Genomic DNA, 17,096 nt, shown 5'->3' on the forward strand with positions numbered 1-17,096 from the left:
CCGCCGCGGACTGGGAAGCCAGCCAGCCCTTCGATTTTAGCACCGGGCCGCTGATACGCGCGCAATTACTGAAGCTCGCCGACCATCAACACCACCTGCTGTTAACCCAGCACCACATTATTACCGATGGCTGGTCCCTGAATGTTCTGCTGCATGAACTGTCCGCCCTTTACCGGGCCTTTACTCAGGGGCAGCCCGATCCGCTGCCGCCGTTGCCCGTGCAGTATGCCGATTATGCGCTCTGGCAGCGGCAATGGTTGCAGGGGGCGGTGCTGGCTACCCAGCTGGCCTTCTGGCGCCAGACGTTACACGGTATTCCGGCCTTACTGGAATTACCTGCGGATCACGCCCGGCCCGCGGTGCAAAGTTACCGGGGCGATCAGGTTCCCTTTATCTTGTCCCCGTCTCTCGTGGCCAGCTTAAAAGCCTTGAGCCAGCGGCATGGCACTACGCTGTTTATGACCCTGCTGACCGGTTGGGGAATTTTACTGGCCCGGTTAAGCGGCCAGACGGATATCATCATTGGCACGCCCGTGGCTAACCGGCAGCACAGTGCGTTAGAGCCGTTGATCGGCTTCTTTGTCAATACCCTGGCTTTAAGGGTCACGGTGGACGATAACCCCACCGTGCAGGCCTTGCTTGCCCGGGTAAAAAATCACACGATGGCGGCCTATTCCCATCAGGATCTGCCGTTTGAACAACTGGTCGAAGCCCTGCAACCGCCGCGAAGCCTGAGCCACAGTCCGATCTTTCAGGTGATGTTTGCGCTGGATAACACCCCCAAAAATTACCGGTCCGACTTACCCGGGTTAACGCTGTCCGAAGTGCCTGCCGTCCGCAACAAGGCCCCGTTTGACCTGACATTATCCCTGAACGAGACCGCCGCCGGGATTACCGGGGATCTGGAATATGCCACCGACCTGTTCGAACGGGCGACCGTTGAACGCATTAGCGGCTATTTCACGAATGTCTTGCAGGCAATGATCAATGATGACAGCCAGCGGGTCGCCGTTCTGCCATTACTGACATCACCGCAACGTACCCAGTTATTGCGCAATTTTAACGACACGGCGCAAGACTACCGGCAAGATATCCTTATCCATCAACTGGTTGAACAGCAGGTACAGCGGACGCCGGCGGCCATTGCCGCGGTGTTTGCCGGCCAATCGCTGAATTACCACGAACTGAATCGCCGCGCCAATCGTTTAGCCCATCATCTGATTACGCTGGGGGTACATCCCGGTTCTTTGGTGGCTATTTATACTGAGCGCAGCCTGGACATGGTGATCGGGGTCCTTGCCATTCTGAAAGCCGGGGGAGGATATGTGCCACTTGACCCGGCTTATCCGGCTGAACGGCGGGCGTATATGCTCAATGATGCCGCGCCCGTTGTTTTACTTGCTCAGACCGGTCTGCCTGATATCCCCCATTGCACTGTGCCTACCGTGTTTCTCAATGAGTTTCTCAATGATTCCGTGCCACCGCTGTTCACTTCAGCCTCGAGACAGGATGCCAATCCTCAGGTATCCGGTCTGACCCCGCATCACCTGGCCTATGTGATTTACACTTCCGGTTCCACCGGTCAACCCAAGGGGGTTATGGTCGGGCATGCGAATGTCAGCAACTACTTACAGTGGGCGCAACGTTATTATCTGGCAGAAGGGCAACTGGACAGCCTTATTTCATCGCCCCTGGCTTTTGATGCCACAGTGACCAGCCTCTATCTGCCTTTACTGTGTGGCGGCCAGCTCCGTCTGCTGCATGACCGGCAGGAACTGACCGAACTACTGCCGGCCCTGTTGTCGAGTGAACGCGGTACATTGGTGAAAATTACGCCCCGGCATCTTCTGGCAATCGGCCAGGCATTGCAGTCGAGGGGGCAAAAATGCCCGGCACATTGTTTTGTCGTCGGCGGAGAGGTACTTCCCGACGCGACAGCCGCCCTCTGGCACGAATTATCGCCAGAATCCCGGATGATTAACGAGTATGGGCCAACCGAAACGGCGGTGGGGTGTGTTGTCTTTGACCGCCGTCACCCGAGCCGCCATGGTTTGCGGCGTTTTGTTGACAGTGTGCCCATTGGTCACCCGATTGCCAATACCCAGATTTATATCCTCGATATTCACGGTCAGCCGGTGCCGATAGGGGTCACCGGAGAAATCCATATTGCGGGTGCCGGTGTGACCCAGGGCTACCTTAATCGCCCGGCACTGACGGCCGAGCGCTTTATTCCTGATCCCTTCTCCGCGGAACAGAATGCCCGTATGTACAAAACGGGCGATCTCGGTCACTGGCTGCCAGACGGCACTCTCGAATATCTGGGGCGTAATGACTTTCAGGTCAAAATCCGCGGATTCCGCATTGAACTGGGCGAGATAGAAACGCAGCTGGCGGGGTGTGCGGGGGTTAAGGAGGCTGTCGTGATCGCCAGAGAAGACGATGGCGGGGATAAACGGCTGGTCGCTTATTTGATTCCTCACCTCAATAGGACGCTGAAGGTTGACCACGTGCGGGAGCAGCTCCAAAGCCGTTTGGCGGGCTACATGATCCCCAGTGCATTTGTCATCCTGGCAGCCTTTCCGTTAAATCAAAATGGCAAGATAGACCGATCTGCCCTGCCTGCACCGGATCGCACCGCCAGTGCCAGCCGGGAATACGCCGCCCCCCAGGGGTATTTCGAGCAGCAACTGGCGGCTATCTGGCAGAAGCTGTTGAATCTGGAACAGGTGGGGCGGTATGACAATTTCTTTGAACTGGGCGGCCATTCGTTGCTCATTGTGAGTCTGATTGAGCAATTGAGCCAGCACAGGCTGACACTGACCGTCAGGGAGGTTTTTTCATCCCCGGCGTTAGCGGATATGGCAAACCATCTGGCTGATGAGCCGGCGGATAGCGCCATAACACCGGGCATTGCCCCACCGGGGATCGCAAAAGACTGCCGTGTTATTACGCCGGATATGCTGCCATTGGTCTCCTTAACGCAGGCGCAGATTAACCACGTTGTGGCCGGTGTGGCCGGGGGCGTGAGCAATGTTCAGGATATGTACCCACTGGGGCCCCTGCAGGAAGGGATTTTATTCCATTATTTGCTGGACACGCACGGTGACACTTACCTGGACAGCCAGTTTATCCGCTTTGATAACCGCCCGCGGCTGGACAGGTTCTTACAGGCCCTGCAACAGGTGATCGCGCGCCATGATATTCTGCGCAGTGCGGTTCACTGGCAGGGCTTACCGGCGCCCGTGCAGGTAGTGTACCGTCAGGCTTCACTGCCGCAGACCGAAACCGTACTGACCCCCGGCGAGGAGACCGAACGGCAGTTACGCCGCCAGATGCCTGCCCGGCTGGATATCACGCAGGCCCCGTTATTAGCCGCCACCTTCGCGCAGGAGCCCGGCCGTGAACACTGGCTTCTGGCGTTACAACACCACCATCTGGTGTGTGATCACCTGTCTTTGGACATCATCTTCAACGAGATGCAGGCGCTGCTCGCCGGTCAGGGCGACACGCTGCCCCCGTCACTGCCTTACCGGCACTTTATTGCCCAGATCCGGTCGGTACCGGCTGAAACCCACCAGGCTTACTTCCGGCAACTGCTGGCAGACGTGACAGAGCCGACCCTGCCGTTCGGCCTGTCCGACACCCAACACCTCGCTGCCGATATCACCGAAGCGGTTATGCCGCTGGAGGACGGGCTCAGTCAGCAGATAACCGCGTGTGCCCGGCAGCAGGGAGTCAGTGCCGCCGTCCTGTTCCATGTCGCCTGGGCTCAGGTGCTGGCGCTGTGCAGCGGGCAGGATGATGTTGTGTTTGGCACCGTGTTACTCGGGCGCCTGCAGGGCGGGGCCGGGACGGCGCAGATATTCGGGATGCTGATCAATACCCTGCCGGTCCGTATAGCACTGCAGGGCAGCACGGTGCTGCAAACGGTACAGGCTACCCATCAGCAGCTCAGTGCCCTGCTGGCACACGAGCAGACCCCGCTGGCGCTGGCGCAGCGGTGCAGCGGCATTCCGGCGCCCCACCCGCTCTTCAGCAGCTTACTGAATTTTCGCCACAGCCAGCGGGATCCCGACACCGCCCTCTCACCGGCCTGGGCCGGGATCCAGATTCTGGCCGGTAAAGAACACAGCAACTATCCGTTATCACTGGATGTCGATGCCTTTGAGGACGGGTTTGCGTTAACCGCCCAGTGTCCGCAGCACCTGAATCCGGCCCGCATTAACCAGTATATGGTGTCGGCCTTAAGCCAGCTGGTGAGCGCCCTGCACACCGCCCCGACCCGCGCTATCCACACGCTGGCTATCTTACCGGACGGGGAACGTATCCAGTTACTGGAAACCTTTAATCCGCCCCCGGTCACGGCACCCTCGGCCAGCCTGTTACATCAGGCGGTTGAGCAGCAGGCCGCCCGGACCCCCCAGGCCACGGCTCTGGTCTGGGGCGAGACGTCCCTCAGTTACGCCGCCCTCAATCAGCGGGCTAATCAGCTGGCTCACGCCCTGATAGCCGCCGGGGTGCAACCCGATGACCGGGTAGCCATTTATGCCGAACGCAGTTTAGAGCTCATCCTGGGTTTATTGGGCATACTAAAAGCAGGGGCTGGTTATGTTCCGCTTTCAACGGAATATCCCCGCGAACGGCTGTCTTATATCTTGTCAGACAGTGCGCCGGTCTTGCTGCTGACGCAAACCCATCTATCCCCGCGCCTGCCGGAGATTGACGTGCCCATCTGGTGTCTGGATGAGACCCGCCAACAAGCCAGCCTTGCGGCGTATGCGACAGAGAACCCGGTTCCGGCCCTGTCGGGATTACAGCCGCACCATCTGGCCTATGTGATTTATACTTCCGGCTCCACCGGGTTACCCAAAGGCGTGATGATAGAACATCGCAATGTGATGAGCTTTGTCGAGGCACAATTGCAAGCCAGCCCGCTCAGCGCCCGCGACCGGGTGTTGCAATTTACGGCGGTGGCATTTGATACCGCTGTATCGGAAATTTTTCCAACCTTGGCGGCGGGGGCGACATTAATTCTACGGCCAACCCATCTGCAAATCCCCGATACTGCATTTAACGCTTTTCTGCAGGAACAGCGCATTACGGTCCTTGATGTGCCGACGGCGTTCTGGCATCTGTGGGTGCAGGAACTGGCGGCCGGCCGTTGCTCTTTCAGCCGGTATTTACGCACGGTGACGGTGGGCGGTGAAAAAGTGGAGGCCCGTCACTGGCAGGCATGGCAGGCTTTACCTGAAACCCACCCCTGCCGCTGGCTTAACGCCTATGGGCCGACAGAGACCACTGTCACGGCCACGGTCTGGGCTGGGGATAACACCGATCCAGCTACCATCCCGATTGGCCGCCCATTGTCCAACAGTAAAATCTATATTCTGGATATGCATGGTCAACCCGTGCCTGTCGGGGTCACGGGGGAAATTTACATTGGTGGTACCGGGGTGGCGCGGGGTTATCTGAATCGTCCGGAACTGAACACAGCGCGCTTTATTCCCGATCCATTCTCAACTGCCTCAGAGGCGCGTATGTACCGGACCGGGGATCTCGGTCAATGGCTGCCGGAGGGCAATATCCTCTATCTCGGACGCAATGATTTTCAGGTCAAGCTCCGCGGATTCCGCATTGAACTGGGGGAAATTGAAACGCAGCTGGCGGCCTGCCCGGGGGTTAAAGACGCGGTGGTCATTGCACGTGAAAATACAACAGGGGATCAATATCTGGTCGCTTATCTGATACCACAACCCGATATCTCTTTAGACCCCAATGAACTGCGTGAACAGCTCAGCCGTCACTTGATGGAATACATGCTTCCTCAGGCCTATATGATATTGGATACCTTACCTCTCACCGCAAATGGAAAGCTGGATCGCCAAGCACTGCCAGTGCCTGATCGTTCCTCTATTGCTGCCCATACATATGAGATTCCTCAAGGATACATTGAGCAGCAGCTCGCTACAATTTGGCAGGATTTGTTAGGTCTGGATCAGACTGGACGCCATGATGATTTCTTTTCATTGGGAGGCAATTCGCTTTCTATCATGCAATTATCCAGAAGCCTGCGTAATACATTTGATCTCGATATATCGGTGGCAGATATCTTCCGTCATTCAACTCTCTCTCAACTTGCTGAACTTATTACATCAATACAACAAGATATCAGTTCCATACAACAAGAACTGGATGATTTGTCTGAGGATGAGTTGCTAGCCATGCTACGTGAAGATTAACAGTGAATAAAATGGGCAAAATAAACAACATGAATAATAACGAACAGAGACTAAATCAGTTAAAGCAGGCAGTACTTCAGAAAAAATTGAAGGGAAGAATCCCAGATAAGCAACTTGAGGAAAAATATCAACTAACTAGTAGAACCAATCCCAAACAAGAATTGCCACTCTCCTGGGCTCAGCAACGCTTATGGTTTTTGGCACAACTGGACCCTGCGGCACAAACCGCCTATTACGTATCAGATAGTGTAGAGCTGCACGGTACCCTAGATCTGCCGGCCCTCACCGCCACATTAGATCGCATTGTCGCCCGGCATGAGATCTTACGCACCACCTTCCGGCTGGTCGACGGACAAACCCGGCAAATCATCGGTAAGCCGGACAGCGGTTTCGCCCTGACGATCCACGATTTCAGTCAATTATCCGCCGCCGACCAGCACGTGGCCATCGAAACCGCCGCGGACTGGGAAGCCAGCCAGCCCTTCGATTTTAGCACCGGGCCGCTGATACGCGCGCAATTACTGAAGCTCGCCGACCATCAACACCACCTGCTGTTAACCCAGCACCACATTATTACCGATGGCTGGTCCCTGAATGTTCTGCTGCATGAACTGTCCGCCCTTTACCGGGCCTTTACTCAGGGGCAGCCCGATCCGCTGCCGCCGTTGCCCGTGCAGTATGCCGATTATGCGCTCTGGCAGCGGCAATGGTTGCAGGGGGCGGTGCTGGCTACCCAGCTGGCCTTCTGGCGCCAGACGTTACACGGTATTCCGGCCTTACTGGAATTACCTGCGGATCACGCCCGGCCCGCGGTGCAAAGTTACCGGGGCGATCAGGTTCCCTTTATCTTGTCCCCGTCTCTCGTGGCCAGCTTAAAAGCCTTGAGCCAGCGGCATGGCACTACGCTGTTTATGACCCTGCTGACCGGTTGGGGAATTTTACTGGCCCGGTTAAGCGGCCAGACGGATATCATCATTGGCACGCCCGTGGCTAACCGGCAGCACAGTGCGTTAGAGCCGTTGATCGGCTTCTTTGTCAATACCCTGGCTTTAAGGGTCACGGTGGACGATAACCCCACCGTGCAGGCCTTGCTTGCCCGGGTAAAAAATCACACGATGGCGGCCTATTCCCATCAGGATCTGCCGTTTGAACAACTGGTCGAAGCCCTGCAACCGCCGCGAAGCCTGAGCCACAGTCCGATCTTTCAGGTGATGTTTGCGCTGGATAACACCCCCAAAAATTACCGGTCCGACTTACCCGGGTTAACGCTGTCCGAAGTGCCTGCCGTCCGCAACAAGGCCCCGTTTGACCTGACATTATCCCTGAACGAGACCGCCGCCGGGATTACCGGGGATCTGGAATATGCCACCGACCTGTTCGAACGGGCGACCGTTGAACGCATTAGCGGCTATTTCACGAATGTCTTGCAGGCAATGATCAATGATGACAGCCAGCGGGTCGCCGTTCTGCCATTACTGACATCACCGCAACGTACCCAGTTATTGCGCAATTTTAACGACACGGCGCAAGACTACCGGCAAGATATCCTTATCCATCAACTGGTTGAACAGCAGGTACAGCGGACGCCGGCGGCCATTGCCGCGGTGTTTGCCGGCCAATCGCTGAATTACCACGAACTGAATCGCCGCGCCAATCGTTTAGCCCATCATCTGATTACGCTGGGGGTACATCCCGGTTCTTTGGTGGCTATTTATACTGAGCGCAGCCTGGACATGGTGATCGGGGTCCTTGCCATTCTGAAAGCCGGGGGAGGATATGTGCCACTTGACCCGGCTTATCCGGCTGAACGGCGGGCGTATATGCTCAATGATGCCGCGCCCGTTGTTTTACTTGCTCAGACCGGTCTGCCTGATATCCCCCATTGCACTGTGCCTACCGTGTTTCTCAATGAGTTTCTCAATGATTCCGTGCCACCGCTGTTCACTTCAGCCTCGAGACAGGATGCCAATCCTCAGGTATCCGGTCTGACCCCGCATCACCTGGCCTATGTGATTTACACTTCCGGTTCCACCGGTCAACCCAAGGGGGTTATGGTCGGGCATGCGAATGTCAGCAACTACTTACAGTGGGCGCAACGTTATTATCTGGCAGAAGGGCAACTGGACAGCCTTATTTCATCGCCCCTGGCTTTTGATGCCACAGTGACCAGCCTCTATCTGCCTTTACTGTGTGGCGGCCAGCTCCGTCTGCTGCATGACCGGCAGGAACTGACCGAACTACTGCCGGCCCTGTTGTCGAGTGAACGCGGTACATTGGTGAAAATTACGCCCCGGCATCTTCTGGCAATCGGCCAGGCATTGCAGTCGAGGGGGCAAAAATGCCCGGCACATTGTTTTGTCGTCGGCGGAGAGGTACTTCCCGACGCGACAGCCGCCCTCTGGCACGAATTATCGCCAGAATCCCGGATGATTAACGAGTATGGGCCAACCGAAACGGCGGTGGGGTGTGTTGTCTTTGACCGCCGTCACCCGAGCCGCCATGGTTTGCGGCGTTTTGTTGACAGTGTGCCCATTGGTCACCCGATTGCCAATACCCAGATTTATATCCTCGATATTCACGGTCAGCCGGTGCCGATAGGGGTCACCGGAGAAATCCATATTGCGGGTGCCGGTGTGACCCAGGGCTACCTTAATCGCCCGGCACTGACGGCCGAGCGCTTTATTCCTGATCCCTTCTCCGCGGAACAGAATGCCCGTATGTACAAAACGGGCGATCTCGGTCACTGGCTGCCAGACGGCACTCTCGAATATCTGGGGCGTAATGACTTTCAGGTCAAAATCCGCGGATTCCGCATTGAACTGGGCGAGATAGAAACGCAGCTGGCGGGGTGTGCGGGGGTTAAGGAGGCTGTCGTGATCGCCAGAGAAGACGATGGCGGGGATAAACGGCTGGTCGCTTATTTGATTCCTCACCTCAATAGGACGCTGAAGGTTGACCACGTGCGGGAGCAGCTCCAAAGCCGTTTGGCGGGCTACATGATCCCCAGTGCATTTGTCATCCTGGCAGCCTTTCCGTTAAATCAAAATGGCAAGATAGACCGATCTGCCCTGCCTGCACCGGATCGCACCGCCAGTGCCAGCCGGGAATACGCCGCCCCCCAGGGGTATTTCGAGCAGCAACTGGCGGCTATCTGGCAGAAGCTGTTGAATCTGGAACAGGTGGGGCGGTATGACAATTTCTTTGAACTGGGCGGCCATTCGTTGCTCATTGTGAGTCTGATTGAGCAATTGAGCCAGCACAGGCTGACACTGACCGTCAGGGAGGTTTTTTCATCCCCGGCGTTAGCGGATATGGCAAACCATCTGGCTGATGAGCCGGCGGATAGCGCCATAACACCGGGCATTGCCCCACCGGGGATCGCAAAAGACTGCCGTGTTATTACGCCGGATATGCTGCCATTGGTCTCCTTAACGCAGGCGCAGATTAACCACGTTGTGGCCGGTGTGGCCGGGGGCGTGAGCAATGTTCAGGATATGTACCCACTGGGGCCCCTGCAGGAAGGGATTTTATTCCATTATTTGCTGGACACGCACGGTGACACTTACCTGGACAGCCAGTTTATCCGCTTTGATAACCGCCCGCGGCTGGACAGGTTCTTACAGGCCCTGCAACAGGTGATCGCGCGCCATGATATTCTGCGCAGTGCGGTTCACTGGCAGGGCTTACCGGCGCCCGTGCAGGTAGTGTACCGTCAGGCTTCACTGCCGCAGACCGAAACCGTACTGACCCCCGGCGAGGAGACCGAACGGCAGTTACGCCGCCAGATGCCTGCCCGGCTGGATATCACGCAGGCCCCGTTATTAGCCGCCACCTTCGCGCAGGAGCCCGGCCGTGAACACTGGCTTCTGGCGTTACAACACCACCATCTGGTGTGTGATCACCTGTCTTTGGACATCATCTTCAACGAGATGCAGGCGCTGCTCGCCGGTCAGGGCGACACGCTGCCCCCGTCACTGCCTTACCGGCACTTTATTGCCCAGATCCGGTCGGTACCGGCTGAAACCCACCAGGCTTACTTCCGGCAACTGCTGGCAGACGTGACAGAGCCGACCCTGCCGTTCGGCCTGTCCGACACCCAACACCTCGCTGCCGATATCACCGAAGCGGTTATGCCGCTGGAGGACGGGCTCAGTCAGCAGATAACCGCGTGTGCCCGGCAGCAGGGAGTCAGTGCCGCCGTCCTGTTCCATGTCGCCTGGGCTCAGGTGCTGGCGCTGTGCAGCGGGCAGGATGATGTTGTGTTTGGCACCGTGTTACTCGGGCGCCTGCAGGGCGGGGCCGGGACGGCGCAGATATTCGGGATGCTGATCAATACCCTGCCGGTCCGTATAGCACTGCAGGGCAGCACGGTGCTGCAAACGGTACAGGCTACCCATCAGCAGCTCAGTGCCCTGCTGGCACACGAGCAGACCCCGCTGGCGCTGGCGCAGCGGTGCAGCGGCATTCCGGCGCCCCACCCGCTCTTCAGCAGCTTACTGAATTTTCGCCACAGCCAGCGGGATCCCGACACCGCCCTCTCACCGGCCTGGGCCGGGATCCAGATTCTGGCCGGTAAAGAACACAGCAACTATCCGTTATCACTGGATGTCGATGCCTTTGAGGACGGGTTTGCGTTAACCGCCCAGTGTCCGCAGCACCTGAATCCGGCCCGCATTAACCAGTATATGGTGTCGGCCTTAAGCCAGCTGGTGAGCGCCCTGCACACCGCCCCGACCCGCGCTATCCACACGCTGGCTATCTTACCGGACGGGGAACGTATCCAGTTACTGGAAACCTTTAATCCGCCCCCGGTCACGGCACCCTCGGCCAGCCTGTTACATCAGGCGGTTGAGCAGCAGGCCGCCCGGACCCCCCAGGCCACGGCTCTGGTCTGGGGCGAGACGTCCCTCAGTTACGCCGCCCTCAATCAGCGGGCTAATCAGCTGGCTCACGCCCTGATAGCCGCCGGGGTGCAACCCGATGACCGGGTAGCCATTTATGCCGAACGCAGTTTAGAGCTCATCCTGGGTTTATTGGGCATACTAAAAGCAGGGGCTGGTTATGTTCCGCTTTCAACGGAATATCCCCGCGAACGGCTGTCTTATATCTTGTCAGACAGTGCGCCGGTCTTGCTGCTGACGCAAACCCATCTATCCCCGCGCCTGCCGGAGATTGACGTGCCCATCTGGTGTCTGGATGAGACCCGCCAACAAGCCAGCCTTGCGGCGTATGCGACAGAGAACCCGGTTCCGGCCCTGTCGGGATTACAGCCGCACCATCTGGCCTATGTGATTTATACTTCCGGCTCCACCGGGTTACCCAAAGGCGTGATGATAGAACATCGCAATGTGATGAGCTTTGTCGAGGCACAATTGCAAGCCAGCCCGCTCAGCGCCCGCGACCGGGTGTTGCAATTTACGGCGGTGGCATTTGATACCGCTGTATCGGAAATTTTTCCAACCTTGGCGGCGGGGGCGACATTAATTCTACGGCCAACCCATCTGCAAATCCCCGATACTGCATTTAACGCTTTTCTGCAGGAACAGCGCATTACGGTCCTTGATGTGCCGACGGCGTTCTGGCATCTGTGGGTGCAGGAACTGGCGGCCGGCCGTTGCTCTTTCAGCCGGTATTTACGCACGGTGACGGTGGGCGGTGAAAAAGTGGAGGCCCGTCACTGGCAGGCATGGCAGGCTTTACCTGAAACCCACCCCTGCCGCTGGCTTAACGCCTATGGGCCGACAGAGACCACTGTCACGGCCACGGTCTGGGCTGGGGATAACACCGATCCAGCTACCATCCCGATTGGCCGCCCATTGTCCAACAGTAAAATCTATATTCTGGATATGCATGGTCAACCCGTGCCTGTCGGGGTCACGGGGGAAATTTACATTGGTGGTACCGGGGTGGCGCGGGGTTATCTGAATCGTCCGGAACTGAACACAGCGCGCTTTATTCCCGATCCATTCTCAACTGCCTCAGAGGCGCGTATGTACCGGACCGGGGATCTCGGTCAATGGCTGCCGGAGGGCAATATCCTCTATCTCGGACGCAATGATTTTCAGGTCAAGCTCCGCGGATTCCGCATTGAACTGGGGGAAATTGAAACGCAGCTGGCGGCCTGCCCGGGGGTTAAAGATGCGGTGGTTATAGCGCGTGAAGAAAAGGACGGTAATACCAATCTGGTCGCTTATATTATTCCACAGCCAGATAGCTCACTGGATGCTATTCAGTTGCGTGAGCAATTAGGTACACATTTAATGGAGTATATGCTGCCCAGTATATTTGTAACATTGGATGCTTTTCCATTTACCCCAAATGGAAAAATAGATCGCAAGGCATTGCCAACACCTAAGTACACAGATGTCATCAGCCGTGAATATCAAGCTCCTGCCAACACCACTGAACGGAAATTAGCCACTATCTGGCAAAATCTGCTGCAACTGGAACAAGTAGGGCGTCATGATCACTTTTTTGAATTAGGAGGACACTCTTTACGGGTCGTTAGCCTAATAGAACAGTTGCGCCAGCACGGCTTTACATTGCAGGTTGGTGCCGTATTTTCATTTCCCGTCCTGGCAGATATGGCAAAACAGCTAGTTAATAAGGCCACTGATGATTCCACAGCACAAATTATTCCACCTAATCTGATCACAAATGATAGTCAAATTATCACACCAGATATGTTGCCATTGGTATCACTAACCCAAGAGCAGATTGATCAAATCGTTGCCAACGTGGCTGGCGGTGTTAGTAATATTCAAGATATTTATCCATTGGGACCATTACAGGAAGGGATCCTGTTTCACCATTTACTGGAAACAAAAGGTGACATTTATCTGGACAATATGATGATAACCTTTGACTGTCATGCGAGGTTGGAGACATTTTTGCGGGCACTACAGCAGATAATTAACCGTCACGATATCTTACGCAGTGCAGTTCATTGGCATGATCTTCCTGAACCCGTGCAAGTTATTTATCGTCAGGCACAGCTTCCTATTACTGAACTGACATTGTCACCCGAAGGAGAGGCTGAGCAGCAATTACGCCATCATACTGATCCACATTTGATACGTCTGAATATTACACAGGCTCCATTATTATCAGCCACCATTGCCAAAGATCCCCATAGCGGAAAATGGTGGCTGGCCTTGCTACATCACCATCTGGTTTGTGATCATCATTCACTGGAAATTATCTTCAATGAAATTCAGGCAATACTCCTGGGGCAAGAAAATCAACTGCCTTCTCCTCTGCCTTACCGTAACTTTATCGCTCAACTCCGCATGGTGCCTCTTGAGCAACATCAGGCTTACTTCCGCCAGCTTTTAGCTGATGTCGATGAACCAACTTTGCTTTTTGATTTGTTGGAAGTTCATGGCGAAAACAGTGAACAGTTCGCAGAAGCTGAATGCGAATTAGACATATCACTGGCACACGCACTGAGAAATTGTGCTCAACAACAAGGCGTCAGTGCAGCAGTACTGTTCCACGTCGGCTGGGCACAAGTACTGGCACAATGCAGCGGACGAGATGATGTTGTTTTTGGCACAGTGCTGTTGGGACGTTTACAGGGAGTCGTCAATTCAGACAAAACCCTCGGTATGTTTATGAATACACTTCCCATCCGTATTAAATTAGGTAGTTTCACTGTGCAGCAAGTTGTTCAGCAAACTTATCAGGTACTGAGTGAATTATTGGAACACGAACAAGCGCCACTCTCACTGGCTCAACAATGCAGCGGCGTCAAGGCACCTTTACCTCTGTTTAACAGCCTGTTGAATTATCGCCACAGCCCGGATAATGATAACGACCAGAATACGCGATCTGCTCAGGAAGGTATCGAGCTGTTAAGTTCTAATGAACGTACCAACTACCCACTGAGTCTGGCAGTTGATGATACCGGACAGGGATTCACACTGACCACGCAGTGTGTATCATTCCTTGATCCCAAACGGATTAATGCCTTCATGCACACTGTGCTATATGACTTAGTCGAGGTTTTGCAAAACTCACCAGAATATACCTGCCAGCAATTGAACATCCTGCCACAGGAAGAGCGTATTCAACTCTTACAAACATTCAACAATACTCATATTGAATATTCGCAGGATGATTTAATCTACCAACGTTTTGAGCAACAAGTGGAGTATTCTCCGGCGGCCATCGCCTTAATTTACGGCGATCAACAATGGTGCTACGACGAACTGAACCGAAAAGCGAATCAGCTAGCGCACTATTTAATTGAACTTGGTATACGTCCAGATGATAGGGTGGCAATTTGTGTTGAGCGCAGTCTAGATATGGTCATCGGCTTATTAGGTATATTAAAAGCAGGCGCAGGTTATGTTCCTTTTGATCCAGATTATCCTACTGAACGGCTGTCCTATATGTTGTCAGACAGCCGACCGGTAGTATTACTGACCCAGCTTGCCCTGCAAACTCGTTTCCCCGATACAGACATTCCCTTATTGGTACTGGATGATAGTGAATACCAAACAAAGATCAGAAATCAGCCAGATTGTAATTTGCCAGCTTCTGATTTAGGTGTTACATCACGTAATCTGGCATATGTACTGTATACATCCGGCTCAACAGGGCTACCCAAAGGGGTAATGATAGAACATGCCAGTGTGGTTAACCTGCTACTCTCAATGCAAGAGATACTGCAAATTACGACTGACGACACAATGCTTTTCTCCACGACCATTGGTTTTGATATAGCCGGGCTGGAGCTTTATTTACCTTTATTCAGAGGCAGCCGTATTGTCTTAGCGCCATCACAAATAGCTAAAGATCCTGAACAATTGGGCGCATTAATTGCATCGCATAGCATCAAAATTGTACAGGCAACACCTACTGCCTGGAGAATGTTGCTTGATTCTGGATGGGAAGGCGCAAATATCAAGGCATTAAGCGGGGGAGAGCCGTTATCTCACGAACTGGCACAACGTTTAAAACAAAAAGTCAGTGGCTTATGGAATCTGTATGGACCAACAGAAACAACTATCTGGTCAACCGCATCCACTAACATTTTGACGGAGCAAATCAACCATCACACTAAATCTCAAATGACGATTGGTCGTCCAATAGCCAATACTCAAATTTATTTACTTGATAAACACAACCAGCCTGTCCCCATTGGCGTTATCGGTGAAATTCACATCGGAGGCATCGGAGTGGCTCGTGGTTATCTGAATCGTCCTGAACTTACTAATGAACGCTTCGTTCACAATCCTTTCAGCGAGCAAGTTGATGCGCGAATGTATAAAACAGGAGATTTAGGCCGTTGGCTTTCTGATGGTACTATCGATTATCTCGGACGTAATGATTTTCAAGTTAAGATCCGTGGTTTTCGGATTGAACTGGGCGAAATTGAAGCCAAACTACTTGCCTATCCTGGAATCCAGGAGGCGATTGTGATGGTGCGTGAAGATATTACTCATGATAAGCGTCTGGTGGCTTATCTGATTTTACAACCAGAAATGCCCCTGAGTTTGGAGCAATTGCGGGAAACCTTACATACCAGTTTGCCCCACTATATGATCCCCAATGCTTTTGTCACATTAGATTCATTTCCATTAACGCCAAATGGTAAGCTGGATCGTCAGTCTTTACCTTCACCAGATGCGTTTGCTGTAATTACTCAAGACTATGAAGCGCCTATCGGTGAAATAGAGAATATTATTGCTGAAATTTGGCAGGAAAACCTCGGATTAGACCGTATCGGACGGCATGATCATTTCTTCGAACTCGGTGGACACTCTCTACTGACATTACAAATTGTTACCCGCTTACGTCGAGCTTTAAACGTCAATATAGTAATACGAGATCTATTCCTTCACCCAACAATCAGTAAGCTTACCTGTCACCTCCAACAGCTTTTATCCGGTAGCCATCAGGAACAGCAAAAAAATGTAGCTATTGTCCGTCAGGGCAAAGGTGAATCGTCACTGATTCTTGTCCATCCAGCAGGAGGTGGCATCCACTATGCCTATGATCTTGCCGCATATATTCATGATCAAGACATGACAATTTATGGAATCGCCGCCAGTGATAGATTCGGCGATGAAAATCGTCAATTAACGTTTAGCGAAATGGCTAAAGAGTACATTACCTCTATTCGTCAGGCACAAATATCGGGACCTTATACGATTGCCGGATGGTCAATAGGCGGAACTCTTGCATATGAAATAGCGAATCAATTGATAGCCGAAGGAGAAACTGTCGATTTCATAGGATTAATTGATTCGGTTGCCAGCTATCAAGATACATTCACTCAGGAAGATAAACAGGCTGGATTGTTGTTTAATGCAAAAAATACTTTGTATGATCTACTGGTGGAAGAAGCAGATACCTCCCTTCATGTGGTTGAGAAATTACAAAGGGTTGCAGATAAACATGATTTCAGTGCGCTGCTGGCTTTTGCTCAGCAGAACAATTTGCTATCACCTCATATTCCTTCAGATAATATTCTCTACTATCTGAGCCTTTATCATAATATTGCGGTTGCGGCTTATCACTATATTGCACCAGCAAACATGATTGCCCCAACAAACATAGCTTCAGAAATACTTCCTCATGTCGTCTTATTCAGAGCAACAGAGCAAAATAAGCCGTATAGCTATGCCCTTGGGTGGGAGGATGTTATTCCACAAGAACAGCTTTCTATTGTCCCTGTTACGGGTTCTCATGAATCTATTATGAAGTTGCCGCATATCAAACATGTCGCTCAGGCTTTATTGAAAGCGATTATGGCGGCAAAAGAGAATGATTAACTGATATAACCACCTCCATAGGAGGTGGTTAACAACACGCTGGCTCTTATCCCCTTCTATGAAGAGATGTTTTTAC

General features: G+C 53.6%; 2 protein-coding genes. Both read left to right on the forward strand.

What is annotated here, in order from left to right; translation table 11 throughout:
* The coding region (locus AACQ81_RS05115) for a non-ribosomal peptide synthetase (protein WP_272902942.1) at positions 1-6,239 on the forward strand (6,239 nt) is incomplete at its 5' end.
* A 29-nt stretch (positions 6,240-6,268) separates the two neighbouring features.
* Positions 6,269-17,020, forward strand: coding sequence for a non-ribosomal peptide synthetase (locus AACQ81_RS05120; protein WP_237385094.1), 10,752 nt, complete (start codon positions 6,269-6,271; stop codon positions 17,018-17,020).
* Positions 17,021-17,096 lie beyond the last annotated feature (76 nt).

This window comes from Xenorhabdus sp. Sc-CR9 (assembly GCF_963897815.1).
GTDB lineage: Bacteria > Pseudomonadota > Gammaproteobacteria > Enterobacterales > Enterobacteriaceae > Xenorhabdus.